The organism is Providencia sp. LY12, from assembly GCF_057621555.1.
In genome coordinates this window covers 1,613,835-1,634,453 of sequence record NZ_CM172594.1, presented here as the reverse complement: position 1 = coordinate 1,634,453, position 20,619 = coordinate 1,613,835, and the positions used below count along the sequence as shown (strand labels likewise).

At 42.8% G+C, this 20,619-nt stretch carries 16 protein-coding genes; 10 read left to right on the top strand and 6 right to left on the bottom strand.

The window, feature by feature from the left end; translation table 11 throughout:
• Nucleotides 1-41 precede the first annotated feature (41 nt).
• On the bottom strand, nucleotides 42-1,088 hold the full coding sequence (gene trhO, locus ACY3ZI_RS07480) for an oxygen-dependent tRNA uridine(34) hydroxylase TrhO (protein WP_108479566.1): 1,047 nt from the start codon (nucleotides 1,086-1,088) through the stop codon (nucleotides 42-44).
• A 372-nt stretch (nucleotides 1,089-1,460) separates the two neighbouring features.
• Here trhO and ACY3ZI_RS07475 point away from each other — a divergent pair, with 372 nt between their 5' ends.
• A complete protein-coding gene (locus ACY3ZI_RS07475; RefSeq protein ID WP_211885187.1) occupies nucleotides 1,461-1,976 on the top strand; it encodes a DUF4760 domain-containing protein in 516 nt (171 codons plus the stop codon).
• A gap of 273 nt (nucleotides 1,977-2,249) precedes the next feature.
• Here ACY3ZI_RS07475 and ttrA read toward each other — a convergent pair whose 3' ends face one another.
• The 3 genes from ttrA to ttrB are packed head-to-tail and all read right to left on the bottom strand — an operon-like array spanning nucleotide 2,250 to nucleotide 7,097.
• Nucleotides 2,250-5,339: a tetrathionate reductase subunit TtrA gene (gene ttrA, locus ACY3ZI_RS07470; protein ID WP_487376833.1), complete on the bottom strand. Its 3,090-nt coding sequence runs from the start codon at nucleotides 5,337-5,339 to the stop codon at nucleotides 2,250-2,252.
• The gene (ttrC, locus tag ACY3ZI_RS07465; RefSeq protein ID WP_487376831.1) at nucleotides 5,332-6,360 is read right to left on the bottom strand and encodes a tetrathionate reductase subunit TtrC; all 1,029 of its coding nucleotides are present in this window, start codon (nucleotides 6,358-6,360) and stop codon (nucleotides 5,332-5,334) included. The genes ttrA and ttrC overlap by 8 nt, the downstream gene beginning before the upstream one ends.
• Entirely contained in the window at nucleotides 6,360-7,097 is a 738-nt protein-coding gene (gene ttrB, locus ACY3ZI_RS07460) for a tetrathionate reductase subunit TtrB (RefSeq protein WP_108479563.1), read from the bottom strand. Before ttrB ends, ttrC begins: the two co-directional genes overlap by 1 nt.
• Before the next feature lie 261 nt (nucleotides 7,098-7,358).
• Here ttrB and ttrS point away from each other — a divergent pair, with 261 nt between their 5' ends.
• The 7 genes from ttrS to ACY3ZI_RS07425 all read left to right on the top strand — a co-directional run bounded on the left by ttrS (nucleotide 7,359) and on the right by ACY3ZI_RS07425 (nucleotide 15,703).
• Complete coding sequence (gene ttrS, locus ACY3ZI_RS07455) at nucleotides 7,359-9,104, top strand: tetrathionate respiration histidine kinase TtrS (RefSeq protein WP_487376829.1); 1,746 nt, start codon at nucleotides 7,359-7,361, stop codon at nucleotides 9,102-9,104.
• Nucleotides 9,105-9,235: 131 nt separating this feature from the next.
• On the top strand, nucleotides 9,236-9,832 hold the full coding sequence (gene ttrR, locus ACY3ZI_RS07450) for a tetrathionate respiration response regulator TtrR (RefSeq protein WP_036951558.1): 597 nt from the start codon (nucleotides 9,236-9,238) through the stop codon (nucleotides 9,830-9,832).
• Nucleotides 9,833-9,899: 67 nt separating this feature from the next.
• Nucleotides 9,900-10,847 carry a Kdo(2)-lipid IV(A) acyltransferase gene (locus tag ACY3ZI_RS07445; protein ID WP_108479562.1) on the top strand — a complete coding sequence of 316 codons (948 nt, stop codon included), beginning with the start codon at nucleotides 9,900-9,902 and terminating at the stop codon, nucleotides 10,845-10,847.
• A gap of 221 nt (nucleotides 10,848-11,068) precedes the next feature.
• Complete coding sequence (gene mdtG / locus ACY3ZI_RS07440; protein ID WP_108479561.1) at nucleotides 11,069-12,292, top strand: multidrug efflux MFS transporter MdtG; 1,224 nt, start codon at nucleotides 11,069-11,071, stop codon at nucleotides 12,290-12,292.
• Between the two features lie 378 nt (nucleotides 12,293-12,670).
• A complete protein-coding gene (locus tag ACY3ZI_RS07435) occupies nucleotides 12,671-14,203 on the top strand; it encodes a peptide MFS transporter (protein WP_036951563.1) in 1,533 nt (510 codons plus the stop codon).
• A 145-nt stretch (nucleotides 14,204-14,348) separates the two neighbouring features.
• Complete coding sequence (locus ACY3ZI_RS07430; RefSeq protein ID WP_487376826.1) at nucleotides 14,349-15,155, top strand: PhzF family phenazine biosynthesis protein; 807 nt, start codon at nucleotides 14,349-14,351, stop codon at nucleotides 15,153-15,155.
• 140 nt (nucleotides 15,156-15,295) lie between these two features.
• Nucleotides 15,296-15,703: an acyl-CoA thioesterase gene (locus ACY3ZI_RS07425; protein ID WP_036951567.1), complete on the top strand. Its 408-nt coding sequence runs from the start codon at nucleotides 15,296-15,298 to the stop codon at nucleotides 15,701-15,703.
• A gap of 93 nt (nucleotides 15,704-15,796) precedes the next feature.
• Here ACY3ZI_RS07425 and ACY3ZI_RS07420 read toward each other — a convergent pair whose 3' ends face one another.
• A complete protein-coding gene (locus ACY3ZI_RS07420; RefSeq protein ID WP_036951569.1) occupies nucleotides 15,797-17,125 on the bottom strand; it encodes an SLC5/6 family protein in 1,329 nt (442 codons plus the stop codon).
• Nucleotides 17,126-17,857: 732 nt separating this feature from the next.
• On the opposite strand from ACY3ZI_RS07420, the gene ACY3ZI_RS07415 reads away from it, so the two are divergent.
• Together ACY3ZI_RS07415 and ACY3ZI_RS07410 are read left to right on the top strand one after the other, a co-directional pair.
• Nucleotides 17,858-18,460 (top strand): tetratricopeptide repeat protein, encoded by a 603-nt coding sequence (locus tag ACY3ZI_RS07415; protein WP_487376824.1) that lies wholly within the window; start codon nucleotides 17,858-17,860, stop codon nucleotides 18,458-18,460.
• Between the two features lie 210 nt (nucleotides 18,461-18,670).
• A complete protein-coding gene (locus tag ACY3ZI_RS07410) occupies nucleotides 18,671-19,108 on the top strand; it encodes a universal stress protein (protein ID WP_036951577.1) in 438 nt (145 codons plus the stop codon).
• Between the two features lie 224 nt (nucleotides 19,109-19,332).
• Here ACY3ZI_RS07410 and agp read toward each other — a convergent pair whose 3' ends face one another.
• Entirely contained in the window at nucleotides 19,333-20,586 is a 1,254-nt protein-coding gene (gene agp / locus ACY3ZI_RS07405) for a bifunctional glucose-1-phosphatase/inositol phosphatase (RefSeq protein ID WP_487376822.1), read from the bottom strand.
• Nucleotides 20,587-20,619 lie beyond the last annotated feature (33 nt).

Here is a 20,619-nt window from a genome sequence, read left to right as displayed (position 1 = left end):
AAAGCCCTTTTAAAAAGGGCTTTCTTCATTTAAAAATAATATTACTTTTCGCTATTTAATAATCCATCCGCTAAACGATGGCGAGATTTATTAAATATTTTATTACTCACTTCACGGCCAGCACGGCGAGTACGCTGCTCATCTTCAGGCAGCTTCATCTCTTCGGTACACGCATGACTGCAGCAGCCTTCATATTTTTCAGCACAGCTTGGGCATTGAATAAACAGTAAATGGCAACCGTCATTTTTGCAGTTAGTGTGAGTATCACAAGCTTCCCCGCATTGATGGCAATGCGCTAAGGTATCATCCGTAATACGCTCACCCATACGGTTATCGAACACGAAGTTTTTACCTTTGAAACGTAGCGGTAAGCCTTGTTCTTTCGCTTTTCGTGCATATTCAATGATCCCGCCTTCCACATGATAAACATTCTGGAAACCGTTATGCAGCATGTAAGCGCTCGCTTTTTCACAGCGGATACCGCCCGTGCAATACATCACCACATTTTTATCTTTCTGGTCTTGCAGCATTTCAACCGCCATTGGCAGTTGGTCTCTAAAAGTATCTGATGGCACTTCAATCGCATTATCAAAGTGACCCACTTCATATTCATAGTGATTACGCATATCAACGAAGATAGTGTCTGGATCATCAATCATCGCATTGACTTGCTCGGCTTTTAGATACTGCCCAGTATTGGCAGGATTAAAAGTTTCATCATCAATACCATCCGCAACCACACGATCACGGACTTTCATGCGCAGTACCCAGAAGGACTTACCATCATCATCAATAGCAATGTTCAAACGCAGGTCATTTAAGGCTGGGTCTGTTGCGTAGATAAGTTCCCGCAACACATCGACATTGGAGGCCGGTACGCTAATTTGTGCGTTGATCCCTTCTTTGGCAATATATACTCGACCAAATACGCTCAACGCTTTGAATTGTTGGTACCATTCATTACGAAATGCTGTAGGGTCTTGAATATTGAAGTATTTATAAAAAGAGATTGTCGTACGCGGCTCAGTTTCAGCCAACATACGTTCTTTAAGAATTTTATTCGAAACTTGGTTGTGTAACACTGGCATGGTGTTCGCTTTCCTATTTAATACTTTGATATAAAACAGATTTAAATCACCAGCAAAGAATTGCTCGTTAATTTTGGGTTATTATCCCTTTTATTATGTTAATAAAAAACCACTTATTTTTAGTGGTTATCATATTTATTACCAATTCTTGATGATGGTGTTACAGGAAAATCACCAAATAAAAAAGTTAGTCTGATAAATTCCTTCGACCTTTGACAGAAAAATACCATTGCGCTAATTTTCATCTGAAGAAAAATTCCCCAATTGAAAGAGGTTCTATATGAGAACAAAATTTGACGAATTTGATGGCTTCTAAGCTAATGAACTTTTAACTAGGCGGGATTGACCCCGCCTTTTTTATGGATGGAACCTATGACATTAATGCAGGCGACCCTACAAATTATTAGCAATACAACAGTCTTATTTGGTGTTTTTGTTGCCATAGGCGCAATTATTTATAATTTAGAAACAGCTAAAAAAACACAAACAGCCCTATTTTTATTTGAAAGTCGATTAGATCAACAATACATAGAGTCCCTTCATGTTTTAAAACAAACCCATTACTCTGGAAAATCATTTCGTTCTTATGTTTTCCCTGCGGAAGGGGTAGCAATAACAAGCTGTGAAATCTCAGAACGTCTCAAATTTCAATATATTTTAAATTTTTATGAGCGCGTTGCCGTTAGCATCAGAGAAGGTATCTATAACGAGCAGATGATCAAAAGAGCCTCATATTCGACCGTTGTTGAAACATTTGAGATTGCAGAGCCTTTGATTAAAGCAATTAGAGAAAAAAGAAAGTCAGAGACGACCTATCAAGAGTTTGAATGGCTAGTGACTCGCTGGAAGAAAAATCCGCTTAAGAAAAATAGCTCAATACTTTTATAGGCTATTTTTATAGACGATTGGCATAGCAATGGTTGTATTCGCTATTTGTATTAAATAGAAAAGAAAAAAGGGAGGGCTCCCCCTCCCTGGCATTTGCCTAAGTTACGATGGGTAAACCGCATCGTAGAGCGCAATGTCAACTGCTTTAGGGGTACTTCCCTACTCCGCTATGCAGAACAGAGTAGGTCAGAAACCTCTTTACTGCTTATATTACTAACTACACTTTACTACTTACACTTTACTAACTTACAACCTACTGGATGGACTTCTGTCTTAACCAATTAACTCGATACGAGCTGGTAAACCTTGTCTCACGGAAGCGCCAGATACCCAATCAAGCCATGTATTTGCCACTTCACGAGTCGGATCTGCGAACCCTAAATCATTCAAGTTAATACCTGAACCATTTGCCGCATTCATCGGCATGGCTTCACCGTCTAAATAGTGCTGTTTGGCACCCATTTCTGTGTGACCATAGCCATGTTCAACGGCGAGAACTCCCGGCATAACCCCATCAAGTACACTAATTTGCGCCTCTGCATGACCACCCGGTGTGGTGATCTTGATCCAATCCCCATGTTTAACGCCCATCTTCGCCGCATCATCAGGGTGAATTGCTACCAAGTTAGTTGGTTTCACATGGCGTAAACGTTCAATCATGGTTGTGGAACTGCTCATCACATGAGATTTGAAAGACATCATTTTCAATGGCCACTCTTTCTCAGGGAATACCGCATTCACATCTTCACCATTTGCCATACGAGGTGGATAGTAGGTCGGGCAACCACTAAAACGCTCACCCGTAATTGCATGGCGGTTAATCGCTACCGTAGGGTTCCAAATTTGTAACCCTTTTTTCCACTGTGGACCCGTTGCTTCGCCATCCCATGCTTTCTCATAAGGTGCGAATCGACCACCACGCGTAAAGATATACGCGACACGGCGAACTTCTTCAGGTTTCAATGTCCGAGTAATTTGCGGCATGATACGTTCGACACCACTGATCGTAATGTCTTCTGTTGCCGCCTCTGGTACCGGTTTTTCACCTAGCCAAGCCATATTAGCCGCCACACGCAGATAGTAATCTTCCGCAGTATTTAACGGATACATATTGCCATCCATATCTGCAATCACATTGTCACCAAAGCCCGGTAATTTCAGTTCTTTAGCGACTGCGATACAGAATGACTCCATAGATACTGGCTGTCCGTCCGCTGTTTTCGCAGTACGAGATTCAACAATCGGCCAACGCGCAGTACTCGCTTTCACCTGTACACCTGACCACGGTGCGCTGAAGCCCCAGCTCTCGAAGTTATGGGTATCTGGCACAATATAGTCCGCTAACGCGGTGGTTTCATTCATGAAAGCATCAATACCGATAATCAGCGGCAGATGCTTCGGATCTTTCAGCTTCTCTTCCATCACCTGACGAATACCCGCAATACCATAAACTGGGTTCGTCATATTGGTGATCCACGCCTTCAGAGAGTATGGGTATCCCATCAATGCTGAAGCCAACTGTTCAGTTAACTGACCTTTCGCAAACGGATACCAAGGTGCTTTAGCTGGATACGGTTTTTCACCTGCCGCCACTCTTGCTTTAAATTCATCCGACTTTTCATACACTTCATTACTGCGAGATAGCACTACACCCTTCGGTTTCACCTTGCCTTTGTAGCCTGCGATATTGTAGCGAGGACCATCATTTTCCCCGTTAAATTTACCGCCGCCGACAGAGACGCCACCTTTTAAGTTTAAGTTACCAATCAACGCATTAAGCATAATGACAGACCATGCTGTATAGAAACCATTGCCACTCATCATGCCGCCGTGAGAAATCACCGCCGCTTTTCTATCGTAAGAGGTTAACGCCTTTCCTAATGATTCAATGGTTTTTACAGGGACTTGGCAACGCTGACTGTATTCTTCTAGCGTCATGCGATCCGCAGCTTCTTTCAGGCATTGGAAGCTCGATTTCACTGTCACTTCGCTACCGTCATGAAGCGTGACTTTGCGAGTCACAAACAGCTCTGCATTGGTCACCTCGTCCGCCAGTTTCAGTTCACCGTTTGCATCCTGAACCAAATAGGCTTTTTTCTCATCTTCACCCTCTTCAGCCACTACACCGGTTAGGTGAGATTGCTGTAACAGATTACCTGCCAGAGGATGAGAATCATCGGTGATCACTAAATGGGTCGAGTTTGTCCAGCTTTTCTCACCAGCCGCTTCCATGGATTTTTCGCTTGGCACACTCAGATAAGCGGCGTTATAGCGGTCATTCTCGATAATCCAGCGGATCATCCCCATCACCAACGCCGCATCGGTACCCGGTTGAACAGGCACCCAGTGACCATGGTCATTGGCCAATGTGGTCGTCAATGGCAGAGCAGGAGACACCACCACATAGTTGAATGAGTCACGTAAACGAGCACTCGCTAACTGGCGACCTTGGCGTTTAAATGGGTTACCTGATTGCGCTGGAGATGTTCCAATAAACAGCGCGAAACGAGTATTATCCCAATCCGGTTTGACGTGGGCGTTTTTATCCAAGTCATCCATCAACGCACCAGAGCCTGCGCGATACGCTAAACCACAGTATGCTCCATGAGCACCAAAGTTTTTGCTACCAAAAGCGTTTTGCGCAAAGCGACGAATAAAGCCATCACGACCATCATCCCCGGCGTTAGTCACCAGTAACTGGTTAGCTTTGGGTCCTAATTTCGGTTGAGCAGGATCCAGCGGCGTTTCTAAATCACGGATAGCACGCAGACCATCCACATGACCTTCACCAAATAAATCCCCACCTTCAACCACTTCTTTGATTAACTGCTCAAAACTAATACGTTCCCACTTCCCTTCACCTCGTTTACCAACGCGCTTCATTGGTTCGAGAATACGTAATGGACTGGTTAACCCTTCCATTAGCGTTGCACCACGAGCACATGCCGTTGAACGATGTTCTAAACCACTTTCACCGCCCATTTTGGCGAATGCAGTGGATAACGGCATTCCGTATGGGAAATGCTTTTCATGGGATAGAGGGTGGTATGGGTTCCCCGCAATTCGCAAAACTTCATTCTTCGCACTGTCCACACGGGCTCGAATACCGCACTGCGTCCAGCAACCGAAGCATTGCGTCATTGAAACCACTTGCGCAGGGTTCTCTTTCCAACCACCAATCGCCGTTCCTTCAGGAATAAGCGAGTTACCATTGATGCGATCCAGTGTCACTTTGCCAGAAGTGCCATCCACTAAACCATCTACAGCACGTTTGGCAACTTCACGATAGCTCGCCCCAAAAAGAGCAAGACCACCGACAACTAAACCACCTTTAAGCCATTGACGTCTTGAGAATTTAGCCATGTTGCACTCTCCCCGCAAACCAGCGAACACCTTCGCGAACAATAATTGTTAATGCAATCCACAATCCAAATGTACCGACAATCGCCAGTAGTCCATCATTACCTAATGGGAAATGGTATGGATTGGTGATGATGTTGTATTTTGGTACCGCTTGAATCTCCATCAGGAAAATCCAACGTAATACCCACGCTAACGCCATAGACACTAATGCTAAAACCGTAATGTAAGGAACGGAGCGAACTGCTTTCACGTTACTCAGCGCCATCACAAACGTGATAGTCCACAGTGCGCATACGCCCATTAACATCCACCAGCCTGGGCTTGCAACGTCTAACTGTTGACGAACTGCAATTCCTGACGTGGTATCACCAGAGATCCACAGTGCAAAACAGACGGCAAACAGAAGTAACGTAATCACTTGGAAACGCGCTAAACGGTTTTGATATTGCGGCTCACGACGCGCACCTAAGCTAATCAAAGCGGGCAGCACTTGCATCGCACTTAAGAACATCAGCACTGGCATCCACCAGCTAAACCAAATTGGACGAGCCACTAATACAGAGGCTTCACGACCGGTATATAGCAGTAAACCAATGGATGATAACGCACTCAGTAACGCTACCCAGCGGGTCGCTTTATACTCTTTCTTCCAAATCAATTTGACCAGCAGCGCAACAAAGTACAACCCAACAAACGTGGTAAACAGCGGTAGCAACACCGAACCCCACCACATCCAAGACCACATTGTTGGATGTGCATAGAAGTGCCATACACGGGCGGTTTGGTGCAGGTCAGCGGTTAATGCTAACGGCGCCGTGATCCCCATCGTGATAACAATAAACACGGCAATCATTTCTAATCGACCGTTTCCACTGCGATTTTGCCAATGAAGATAGCAGGCATACAGCACCGCACAGGCAGCAATCCCAATAAAGAAAAAGTATTGCACCGCCCAAGGAAGCCAGAAAAACTCTTGTGGCTGTGCCATGATTTCGGAAATATAAGTCACTTGTTCGCTCATCAGAACACCTCCTGCCATAATGCCGGTTGCCCTTTACCTTGCAACGGTTCTACAAACGCATCATCCAGCCCTAAATAAAACACCTGCGGCAACGTACCACTTTCCGGTTTCAAAACTTTGATTTGCGCTTCGTGCTCAGAAAGCATCTTACGAATAGTGCTATTCGGGTCTTTTAAGTCACCGATAATGCGCGCGCCACCCACGCAAGATTCGACACAGGCTGGCAATAAACCAACTTCTAAGCGATGCGCGCAGAACGTGCATTTATCTGCAGTTTGTGTTGAATGGTTAATAAAACGCGCATCGTACGGACAAGCCTGCACACAATACGCACAGCCTACACAACGCTCATTATCAATCACCACAATGCCGTCTTCACGTTGGAACGTTGCTTGCACTGGGCAAACAGGCACGCAAGGTGGATTATCACAATGGTTACACAGGCGAGGCAGTAGAACGTTAGTGAACCCTTCTTCCCCTTTTAGGGAGACCTGATATTGGTTAACCGTCGTTCTAAATTGACCTTGAGGTGTTTGGTTTTCGACAGAACAGCTGACAGTACATGATTGACACCCTACGCAACGGCGTAAGTCAATCAACATGCCATAGCGTTTTTCGGGATTGCCTTCACGGCGAGTTGGGGAAAAACTTAACCCCGCCTCGGCGATTGGGATCAGCGATGCACCCGCAGTGACGGCCCCAATCTGTTGTAGGAATTTTCGTTTACTCAGATCCATAATCGGCTCCAGTATTGACATTGCTAATGCGAAAATAAAAGTTAATAATCAATCTATTATTGGTTTATCTTACGTATTGGTAACACCGTGTTACCGATGTCTGATAACCACTAAATTCTTATTTCTCTTTAAAATCGGTGTGTTATCTTTGTGCTACTCTAATAATTCTGAGTTCATAGTAAGAAGAAAAGCCTTGCGCCCCTATTGTGGTTTTCCACATACCCGAAGGGATCTTGATCTAACGCAACGAATAAACCCCAAATGTTAAAAAAAACGTCTATGCCGTTGTATCACATACTTTTAATGACCCTGCTGCTATGGTGCATTCCGGCGGGTGCGGCGCAATGGACAATCGGTGTTCTCGCCCTGCGAGGACCGAGTTTCACTCAGTTGCACTGGCAACCTTTAGTCGACACCCTCAATGAGTCCATCCCAGGTGAACGCTTTACCCTGCAACCCCTGAATCTTGAAGAGATGAAAGACGCGATTTCGAATCGCAAAATTGACTTTTTACTCACAAACCCGGCTCAATTTATCCAACTCGATAATCGCTATCACCTACGCTGGCTACTCTCTTTACGCTCGGATGTCGAGCCAAACAGTACGACACGCAACGTGATTGGTAGCCTTATTTTGGTCCGTGGAGATAGCGACATTCACAGCGCTGATCAGCTCATCGGCAAAAAGGTCGGCGCAATATCTCCCGATGCATTTGGGGGATATCTATTAGGTTATAAAGTGTTAAGGGATTTAGGGTATGACACGGAAAAAGACTTTCGGATGCAGTTTTTGGGCTTCCCCGCGGATGCGCTGTTATACGCTTTACGGGATAAATCCCTCTCTGCGGCAATTGTTCCTGTTTGCTTATTAGAAAATATGGACAGTGAAGGACTGATTGATAAACACCAATTCCGTCCACTTGTTCAAAAAGAGAGCGCGTTACCTTGCCTAACGAGCACCGAACTTTACCCCAATTGGTCATTCGCCGCGTTAAGCGAAGTTCCTGACAATTTAGTGGATAAAGTCACCAAAGTTTTGCTATCTGGCGACACGCCTAATATGCGCTGGGGAGCTCCGGCATCCATCACTCAAGTTGAAAACTTACTGCGTGACGTTAACCAACACCCACAGCAACGGGAAATTTGGCAAGATATTGTCAGTTGGACAATTCAGCACCAAATTACCATCGGCATTATCGCCTTAATTTTCTTATTGTTGGGTATTAACCACGTCTGGATAGCCTTCTTGGTTCGCCGTCGTAGCCAACAGCTTGAAATCGCACATAATCGCCTACGTCAGCAAGAAGCTAATCTACAAAAAGCTCAGCGACTCAATATATTAGGTGAAATGGCTTCTGGGTTTGCCCATGAATTGAACCAACCATTATCCGCGATTCGAAATTATGCCCAAGGCTCTATTTTGCGATTGAAGAAAGAGTCGGAAAACCACCCTCTTCTTGGTGCCATCAGTAAGATTGATGAACAGGCTCAACGGGGGGCTGATATTATTCAAAACCTGCGTTTGTGGGCTGGCAAACCGGGACAAGAATCTCGTTTAACTCTGCGACAACAATCCGTCAAACAGACCATTAATCATATCTGGCAACTGTTGCAAGTTGAGCAACATTTCCCAGCCGTTAGGTTACAATTACCCGAAACTCCCGATGTCCAGCTTTTGCTACCTGATACCTTACTCGATCAGTTACTTTCAAATTTGATCAGTAATAGCCTACAAGCGGGCGCCACCACATTAACCTTTGGCTTTCACTTTGCCGATGGACGCTTTTTACTTGTATTACAAGATGATGCCGGTGGAATGCCTGACGAGCAGCTTAATCAAGGGATCATGCCATTCGCCACCACTAAACAGGAAGGGCTGGGACTCGGATTGGTGATTTGCCAGCGATTAATTCAAAGCCAAGGTGGGGATATTCGCATTGAAAATCAACATAATGATGAAGGTAAGAATGGGCTGCGCGTGACGCTAATTTTTAATTACTCGAGATAATCAGAATATAGCGCATGTTTTGCCACACAAAAGATAACATTCCCAATAACTATATGTGACAATGTTATGAATACTATTTATATAAGCAAGATACTTATACAAACAAGAAATAAGCCACGAGGTATGAATTAATGCCAGTCATTCACCTTGTCGACGATGACACCGATGTCACTGATTCCTGTCAATTTTTACTCGAAACGCTCGGCTATAACGTTACCGTATGGAACGACAGTGAGCAGTTCATCCAGCAAGCCCCTCTGCATGAGGAAGGCATTGTATTGCTCGATATGCGTATGCCAAAGTTTGACGGGCGCCAAGTACATCAATACCTGAAAGAGCAGCAAAGCACCCTTGCGGTGATTTTCCTTTCTGGTCACGGGGATATCCCGATGGCGGTTGAACAGGTGAAATTGGGCGCTATCGATTTTTTACAAAAACCCATTGATAGCCAGCAACTTGCCGAAACCCTTGAGCAAGCTCGCTTACAAACCATAAAAGCCACTGAACGCACATTGATAAAACAGCGTTATGAAACCTTAACGCCGAAAGAAAAAGACGTTTGCACCTATGTGCTTCAAGGGCTAATTAACCGTGAAATCGCAGAAGTGGCATGCGTATCCGTACGAACCGTCGAAGTGCATCGCTCCCGAGTGATGGAAAAAATGGCAGTGAGAAACCTTGCCGAATTAATGAGCACCATGCAAACAGCACAACTTTTTGCGGGTTAATTTGATATCATTCAGATTAACAAGCTATTTTTAATTGAAATCCACTTAAGTAGAAACCGAAAAAACAATGATCCCAGCACCAAAGTTTGAAAAAAGTTTATTACATCCTCGCTACTGGCTAGTTTGGTTTGGCATTAGCGTGCTCTACCTGCTCGTCCTGCTTCCTTACCCCGTCATTTATTGGATAGGTACCCGTTTGGGGCGTTTCTCCAAGCGCTTCTTAAAAAAACGTGTCCAAATTGCCGATCGTAATCTGCAATTGTGTTTTCCTGAGATGAGCCAAGAAGAGCGCCAAAAAATGGTGGATAAAAACTTTGAAGCCGTCGGTATGGGTGTTTTCGAAACGGGAATGGCGTGGTTCTGGCCTGATTGGCGAGTGCGCCGCTGGCTTAAAGTTGAAGGTCGTGAAAATATGCTCGCCGCTCAAGAAACCGGCCGTGGCATTATTGTGTTAGGCGTCCATTTCTTAACGTTGGAAATCGGCGGTCGTGCATTTGGTATGTTGAATCCCGGCATTGGTGTTTATCGTGCTAACGATAATAAACTGATGGACTGGCTACAAACTCGTGGACGTTTGAAATCCAATAAATACATGCTTGACCGTAAAGACGTTAAAGGCATGATCCGCGTATTAAAAGAAGGGGAAATTTTATGGTATGCCCCTGACCATGATTACGGTCCTCGAAACAGTTCATTCGCGCCATTATTTGCGGTAGAAAAAGCGGCAACCACCAATGGCTCACAAATTTTATTATCTCTTGGCAATCCACTCGTTGTGCCGTTTTCAGCTATCCGCTTACCCGATGGTAAGGGTTATAAATTGCTGATCCAGCCGGCCGTGGATAATTTCCCTGTAGACGATAATGTCGCCACCGCAACGATGATGAATCAGGTCATTGAGAAAGAAATTTTACGAGCGCCAGAGCAATATATGTGGATGCACCGCCGTTTTAAAACGCGTCCAAAGGGAGAACCATCCCTATATGGCGATTTAGACAAGATCCACCACCGCTAGGCTATGTAATTCCCGACATTGTTGGTGTGCAGTGACCCTATAGCTGTACACTCCCGACATTGTTTGTGTGTAGTCAATTATCCTATAGCTGCACATTCCCGAAACAATTCGTGTTGTAGCTAGGCGGCGAGTGAGAGAATCCCCAGGAGCATACATAAGTATGTGACTGGGGTGAACGAATGAAGCCAACAACGCTACAGCATGAAGTGTAATGGGAATGTATGAAGAAGAGTACTTACTGGAAAAAAAACCTTTATATCGTCTGGTTCGGCTGCTTTCTAACAGGCGCTGCCTTCAGCTTGATCATGCCTTTCCTTCCCCTATATATCGAAGAACTTGGTATTACTGACCATGGCTCTTTGAATTTATGGACTGGTGCCGTTTTCAGTATTACCTTCCTATTTTCCGCTATTGCCGCACCTTTTTGGGGGCGCCTTTCTGACCGCCACGGTCGTAAATTAATGTTGCTGCGCTCTGCCCTTGGGATGGCGATTGTCATGGTGCTGATTGGCTTTGCGCAGAATATTTGGCAACTTTTGGCTTTACGGGCGCTTTTAGGCTTACTTGGCGGGTTTGTCCCGAATGCCAATGCGCTAATTGCCACCCAAGTCCCCGTGAATAAAAGCGGTTGGGCGATGGGTGTCTTGGCAACTGGCGCGGTGAGCGGCGCATTGATTGGTCCATTGATTGGTGGATTACTTGCCGACCAATATGGCTTGCGCCCAGTATTCTTTATTACCGCTAGTGTGTTGTTTATCTGCTTTTTTGTGACACTTTTCTACGTTCGTGAGCGTTTTACCCCCGTTTCACGCAAAGATGCTCTGACCGGAAAACAAGTTTTTGCCTCTTTACGTAATAAAAACTTAGTGATCAGCCTATTTTTCACCACCATGATCATCCAAGCATCGATTGGCTCGATTAACCCAGTGATCACCCTGTATGTTCGGGAGCTTTCAGACTCAATTGATAATCTTGCTTTTATCAGTGGGATTATTGCATCCATTCCCGGCGTTGCTGCACTGATTAGCGCCCCTATGCTCGGTAAACTGAGCGATCGCATTGGACCTGACCGTGTTTTATTAGCCGTACTTGCCGCCTCAATTTTTGTTCTATTTCCGATGGGGCTCGTCAGCAGTTATTGGGAATTAGGCGCTCTGCGCTTCTTACTCGGCGCCCTTAACGCCGCGCTGTTACCCGCCGTACAAACCTTAATTATTTATAATATTTCTCACCAAATCACTGGGCGAATATTTAGCTACAACCAAGCATTACGCGATGTAGGTAATGTCACGGGTCCTTTAATGGGTTCCTTTGTTGCAGCAACATACGGCTTTAGAGCCGTGTTCTTCTTCACCGCCGTATTAGTGTTGGTCAACCTCATTTACTCTTGGCTTATCATTAGGAAGCAATCCGATGGTTTAAGAGCATCTCCCTCTAAAGAGTAATGTTAATGTGTCCCTTTTACGCCAAAACATAACTTTTTATTATCTTTTCCACGAAAAGTTTATAAGCGCAAAAAATATTTTGTAACTTATTGTTTTTAATCAACTTAATCGATTCAAAAAACATTCTTTTATTGTCAATAAAAATCCGTTATTCTGTGCCCCCTTATCGTAAGAATGAGAGTTACATCGAATTTTCATCTTAAAACTGACTTTCTTACGATAAATTCATTCTGCTTATTGGCAATTTTATAATAATGTATGCCGAAAATATGTTTGCAACACAGCATTAACATATCAATAAAAAACAGTGATGGAGTTTCTGCTCCACATTCACAATTCGGCACAACCTCTTAAGTCACAACGTATTGGAGTTCACAGATGAGTCATTCTGCGACTAAAACTAAAACTTTTTTCGGGCATCCTTACCCGTTGAGTTCGCTTTTCCTCACCGAAATGTGGGAACGTTTTTCTTTCTATGGTGTTCGTCCTCTTTTAATCCTCTTTATGAGTGCAACTTTGTTGCAAGGTGGCATGGGGCTGCCGATTGAACAAGCATCTGCTATCGTGGGTATCTTCGCGGGTGGTGTTTATATCACTTCATTACCGGGTGGCTGGCTCGCGGATAACTGGTTAGGTCAGCGTCGTGCCGTTTGGTATGGTTCTTTGATCATTGCATTGGGTCACTTGTCGATTGCGCTGTCTGCGTTATTTACCAATACCTTCTTCTTCGTGGGACTGCTGTTGATCGTATTAGGTACCGGTTTATTTAAAACCTGTATCACCGTAATGGTTGGAACCCTTTATAAGAAAGAAGATACGCGTCGTGATGGCGGTTTCTCTCTGTTCTATATGGGTATCAATATGGGTTCATTTATTGCCCCATTAATTATCGGTCCATTACATGAAAAATACGGCTGGCATTTAGGCTTCGGTTTAGGTGGTTTGGGTATGTTAGTTGCCCTGCTTATCTTCCGTTTCTACGCGATTCCACAAATGCGTCGTTATGACAAAGAAGTTGGCTTAGATTCCACATGGAATCACCCTACCGTTCAACGTAAAAACGTCGGTAAATGGGTTGCTGTTGCCATGGCTGCACTGGCTGTACTGGTTGTGTTAATCAATAATGGCACGATTCCATTCAACCCTTCAGTCATAGCAAAAAGCTCGGCTTACATTATTTCTACGTGTGTGGGTATCTACTTTATTTTCATGTTCTTCTGTGCAGGTTTAAACAGCAGTGAACGCTCTCGCTTACTGGCTTGTTTAATTCTGTTAATTGCTGCGGCGTTCTTCTGGTCTGCATTTGAACAAAAGCCAACATCATTTAATATCTTTGCGCGTGACTATACCGATCGCCAATGGGGTAACTTCGAAATCCCAACCATTTGGTTCCAGTCAATCAACGCCTTATTCATCATTCTGTTAGCGCCTATTTTCAGCTGGTTCTGGCCTTCATTGGCTAAGCGTAATCTGAACCCAAGCAGCATGACGAAGTTTGTGATTGGTATCCTGTTCGCCGCAGGTGGCTTCGCGGTCATGATGGTTGCCGCTAACCACGTTCTGGCAACACAAACTGGCGTTTCACCATTCTGGTTAGTCGGCAGTATTTTATTACTAACTTTAGGTGAACTGTGCTTAAGCCCAATTGGCTTGGCAACCATGACATTACTTGCACCACAAAAAATGCGCGGTCAGGTGATGGGATTATGGTTCTGTGCAAGTGCGCTGGGTAACTTAGCAGCAGGTATCATGGGTGGTAATATCCGTAAAGACCAACTGGATTCAATGCCAGACCTGTTCTCCCACGTTTCTATCGCACTGGTTATTTGTGCTGTTGTGCTAGCAGCTCTGATTATTCCAGTCAGAAAAATGCTGCAAAACGCAGATAAAAACGAAGCAAAAGCGAAATAATATTATTCGTTATTAGATAGTCGTTGTTGGCGTAATAATCTCAAAAGTTATTGCGCCAACCTCTCCTCAATACCGCAAATCTCATGCTACTCTTCCCTCACTTTTTTAATCATAATGCGTTATTTCCTTTCAAGGATCTTTTACGATGAGCACACTGTCTGTTCCTGTTTATTATGTCGATGCGTTCACTGATACCCTATTTCATGGCAATCCGGCCGCTATCGTTTTACTTGATGAGTGGCTTCCTGATGACAAGCTTATCGCTATCGCCGCCGAAATTAACTTATCTGAAACGGCTTTTCTGGTAGGTGAACATATCCGCTGGTTTACACCGGTGATGGAAGTTAAATTGTGTGGTCATGCTACCCTTGCCGCTTCATATATTTTGAACCAGTTTAAGCAGCACCCAGCAAACCCTATTGTATTTCAGTCCTTATCTGGAGAACTGACGGTTCATAAAAATCAAGAAGGTTTCACATTAGACTTCCCTATTTTAGATTGTGAACCTGCCGATTTAAGCCAGTATCCACAATTAAGTGAGATCCTCGGTACCCCTATTTCTGAACTGTATTTAGCCAAAGACCGTTATATCTGCTTTGTTGATTCACCAGAGCAAGTGCAAAATTGTCATCCAGATATGTTGCGCCTTGCACAATTACCTTTGCAGGGATTAACCATTACCGCGAAAAGCGCCGATAACCCAGCTCACGACGAACAATGTGACTTTGTGTCTCGCTATTTTGCCCCCGCTAAAGGCGTTAATGAAGATCCCGTCACTGGCACCTCTCACTGTGCGATTGCCCCTCTTTGGGCTAAACGCTTACAGAAAAACCCAGTATTAGGTCACCAAATTTCTGCGCGTGGTGGAAAAATACACTGCTTAGTTGAACAAAATCGCGTCAAAATGACGGGAAAAGCAACACTCTTTTTAGCCGGAACGATTCACTTTTGATTAATCACTGTATTTATTTGTGATCAGGATTACACTTATCGGCAACATTAATGATATGTACATTAATGTTCCGGTAAGTAATTATTTTTCCCGGTTCAAGTTTTTAAATAGTGAGAATTCAAAGAAAGTAAGGCTTAAATATGCGTTCCGATGTTGATGATGTAATCAAACAAAAAATTGAACAATCTGTTACCCATGTTTCTAAAGTGGTATTCCCAACCACCACTAACCACCATAGCACCCTGTTCGGTGGTACTGCATTAGCATGGATGGACGAAGTTTCCTTCATTACCGCGACCCGTTTTTGCCGCAAAAGATTGGTGACCGTCTCCACAGAAAAAATCAATTTTACCCACCCTATCCCATCAGGCACCATCGTTGAATTAGTCGGGGAAGTAATCCGAGTTGGTCGCACTAGCCTTACCGTTAATGTCTCTATCTTTTTAGAAGATATGTACGCTGAGGGACGAGAAGAAGTGATCCACGGACAGTTTAATTTCGTGGCTATTGATGAAAATGGCAAACCAACCCCATTATTTGAACAGTAATCACGGATCTCTCTTTACCACCATTCATACTGGTAAATAAAAAATGTGCGCCCGATCATTAAGATAGAGCGCACATTATTCATATTCTCGACATTAAGCGAATGCTAAGAATGGAGAGATACACAGTAAAATTCCGGTAAAAATAATCAGATATAAAGAAATACCTTTATATTTATGCAACATAGGGACTTTATAGACTAAATACGCTGGAATTAAACAACCCACCATCCCGAAAATTGGACTACAGATTGATGTGAAGCTCAGCACTGGTGCGTTCAGGATAATCGCTCCCCATGCTAATAGCACAGCAAAAATCATAATGCCGTTCTTCACCCAATTTTCATTAATACGCTCAACCGGCATAATACGTTGTAATATGTTCATCACAATGCCTTGAGTGGCTTCACGGAAGCCTAAATAAACCCCAAAGAATGCGGTCATGACGGCAAAGATATTTAGCATGACGCTGACGACAGTCACCCAACCACCTGGGAAGAATTTCGCTGCGATAGCCAATGCAGAAATATTCTGCTCGTAAGCTTTCACCGCTTCATCGTGCCCCATAGCTAATGTGAATGATACTGCGTAGAAAAAGACGGTACAGAATAAAACAATAAACGCGATATTCATTGCACGCAGAGCTTTATAACGAGCCACTTCACGGTTCACGTTTTGGCTACGGAATGAAATCACCATTGGGCTTAATGTTTGAATAAACAGAATCGATGTTAATGTGAAAGGTAGTGTGATGACTGCCTCTTTGAATAAGCGACCAACAGGCGGCAATGAACCCACATTATATAAGTGCCACATCCCGACCATGGAAATACCCAATGCGGCAACCACAAATAATTTAGTCAGAACCATAAAGCTTGAAAGCTTAAATAGCAGTTTTTCACCGCGAGAAGAAATGGCGACTAAAATACAAATCAGAACCAGACCATACCAAGGACTTTCAGATAATAACCCATCCGTTACACCAAAAGTCTGAAAATATGATGCACTGTCATTCGTGATTGCCGTTGAATAAACAAACATCCAAATTACCAGCATAATAAAATAGAGTGCGCCAAGCAGCATACCCCAGTTTTTACCTAGATATCCGCTGATCACACTTGGATAATCTTTACATTCTGGTGATTCCGCCAGCGTATTAATAAACAGACGCTGAAACAAATACATTGCAGGATAACCGACAACGGATGATAGCAAAAATACCCATAAACCCATCAAGCCAACTTGTACGGGGAGAAAAACAATCCCCGCACCAATCGCCATCCCGATACTCATAATCACCCAACCAACATCTGTGCCATCAAACTTAGTGGCAGCACGCCATTGTTCTTGTGTCATGCCTGCACGAGAAGCCGCCGTAGAAGCTTTTCCATCATCGACATTATCTATTGTAGGGATCGTAGCCATAATTACTCACTTAATATTGTTGAACTCTTAAAAGAGAATTTTTTTTGTTTTAGATGCGACTTAAGTGGTTATTTCTTTCAATAACCTTAATTATTTGCAGGCTATTATAATGATTCCATCATAGAGGATATGTGAGAGAAAAATTATCTCTTTATCAACCTATAAAACCCCCAATAAAGAGAATTTTTTTCTCTAAAAAGAGCAATCCGGCGTAAATATCTCTATCTATCGACAGAAATAATCCCTATTAATTGTTTTTGGGCGTGGTAATTATAACCCTTTGTTTTTAAAGGTGTTAGTCTTTTAATAACCCATAAGTGATTATTAACAATTCCAACAATTATCCTTTTATTTCGTGCTAAACATCACAAGACACAATGATAACCGCTACTATTCTTTGCAATAATTCCGTATTTTGTATTTCTCTTGTTAATTTTCGATATAAATAACTAGTTCGCTATTAAGAGTAATATTTAATTTCTACTCACTTGTCGCGTCAAAGAGAATCACAGCAGGCTTATAATGAAAGAAAAATATTTTGAATATTCACCCCTGAGGAGTAAAAGGCTCGTTTACTCTGTATTTTTGATGGGGCGTTGATATTTATAAATTATAGAAGTAGAGTATTTAATGCGTTGATGGTTATACCTTGTAGTTAATAACTGTTAACACCGTTTCGAGTTTATCTTGAAATAAGGATATTCATAGCCAACTTAAGATACGGAAAGCCTTATGTTACGATTATTGACCTTTATTTCTTTATTTATATTTTCAACAAGTTTAACTTTCGCAGCTCCTGTTCCTCCTGAAGTCATTAAGCAAATTGAACAACAAGCACAAAAAGGGGATGTGAAAGCTCAAGTTATGCTAGGCATTGGTTACTATGTTGGTAACGAAATTAAGCAAGATTATCCGAAAGCAAAGAAATGGCTTACGATGGCGGCCAATAAAGGCAATGCGGACGCTCAACTATTCCTAGGTGATATGTATCTTAATGGTAATGGCGTTCAATCTGATTTTGAAACAGCCTATGGTTGGATTGAGAAGTCAGCGAATAAGGGAAATCCTGAAGCCATAAACTATATGGGTCAATTCTATTACCAGGGTGCCGGCGTAAAACAAAATTACCTCGTGGCTTTTGAGTGGTTCCAAAAAGCAGCCGATAAAAAATTCCCACCAGCTGAATATCAATTAGGAAAAATGCTACAAAATGGTGAGGGGACTGAGTTTAATGAAAAACTCGGTGCTGAATATATTGATAAAGCGTGTAAAGGCGGGTTAAAACCAGCCTGCCCTGAAAAAGGAACCACAAAGCCTAAAGCGACTAAAAAATAATATTCTCTTTGAAAGCGGTAATACTCCCCCTCATGTATTGCCGTTTTTTTATTGCCATTATTTTTATTGTCTATTCTTTATTCCCGCCAATTGCGTACTCCCGCTCACATCATTTTTAATCCAATTCAGTTAATATTAATTTATTAACAATCAATATAAAAAATGGTTAAAATGTTCTAAACTTATAATATAAAAGAAAAAGGAGATATTATGTACAATACAATTTTAGTTCCTATTGATGTTACCGAAGACGACCTCACCAAAATGTTAGTTCCGCATGTTAATGCCATGCAGAAACTAAACAATTCTACCGTTCATTTTTTAGCTGTGACTGCACCAATTTCCAATTATTTACGCTATGGTGGCACTATTTTGCCAGGTGACTTCCCGGATGATCAAAAACAAGCTGATATCATTCTGAAAGAGTTACAAGAGAAAGTTAAACTGTTCTCTATCCCTGCAGATAAAGTGCAAGTAAAAGCGGTTGTAGGTTCAGTTAAAGATGAAATTTTGGCAACAGCTGAAGATATTAAAGCCGATGTAATTTTACTGGGTTCACGTCGCCCAAGTATGTCTACCTACTTATTAGGCTCCAATGCGGCTTCAGTTGTACGTTATGCGAAAACGAGCGTATTAGTGGTTCGCTAATCCATACGAAGGGTTAATAACCGCAGAAAGCTCTATTTTAACTCGTCGAATGGTTAGGGTTAAAGTTTGTTACACTAAAGGGTAATTCCATACAATTTACAAGCCCATTTGTTCGACATTTAAGGTAAATTAGAGGCTCATAAACATTTTCGTGACTATTTCACACCCTGCTCCTCAGAGCAGGGTTTTTTATGCCTCATTCAAGCATTATTGGCAGTTGGATATCACTGTTTCAACGCTGCTTTCATCACATTTTCAAAATCTTCCCATGAACAATACCCATTTTTATCAATCGGGCAATTTTTCAATTCAAGGGTAACGTGTTTTGGCGGCGTTGCTAAAGAGAGGTAAGCATTATCTCGCAACTGATCTGCGGTTTGATACACATACTCAATCTTCACATAATCCTTTGTCTCTTTTTTATCTGTCCAGCGTTGGAATACCAATTTACCGCCAATTGGTGTGTGCTCATATTGCTCAGGTAACTGGTACGGTTTGAAATCCATCGCAGACAACACTGAAGCAATATTTGAATCATGTCCCACTAAGAAAATGAATTTAGCCGTTTCACCTTTATTAACAGAAACAAAGCCTTTATCCATATAACTCAGAATTGGGTGCGCCACATTTTTTGCAATGATTTTCGGTGTAAATAACGTTTCTTGATAAGCATTTTTTAAAGTATTCAGCTTTTGCCATTTTTCATCACTATTGACCATTCCCCATGCCACATCTTTTTCAGGGAAGCCTTCATAATATTGCAGGTCAATTGCATCGACGGCAGAGTTCGCCATCTTCAACGGTCCACTCACACCCGGTTCTTTATCCGCTTCAATGATAAAACTGTTCTTTGGTGTGGCTAAATTACACAGTTTATCCGTCGCGCACTTCTTCGAATCTTTAATATTGAGAACATTGTCCAGCTCATCATAACCTGGCTTCAAGTTTAACCCTTTAAGGTGGGACTCCATCGCTTCAAGTGCTTGTTTTTTAAATTCAGGGGAGCTATTCGTAATGATAGGATTAAACACGGGATCCATCGTACCAATTTCCGGCTTATGATGGATATTCACTTTACAGCCAGGGAATGCCCCCGCAGTAAAGAACTGCGCAGTTGCAATCGTTCGCTGTAGGCTATTAGTGTAAATATAGATATCATCGCTGCTGGTTGGACATAATTCATTCACAAATAATTTATTGCTATCGAGCCACTCTCTAAAATAGTGCCCCATATACACTTCGAGCGCCCCACCCTTTGTCGTTAAATAGCCACTTTCTGCATCCCATGCTGGCCACTTTTTATCGGTTATTTCAGTCAGGATCCCTGTATTAACAATAGGAGTACGTAAATTATGACGACTTAGAACTAAAACTTGGTCTAATTCCATATTTTGTGCATTATCTGTACTTGCCAGTGCGGGGGCGATTGGTGCTAATAACGCCGCAGATAAACACACTGTTAGCATTTTATATTTCATCAGCATACTCCTACCATAGTTTTTAAATTGATT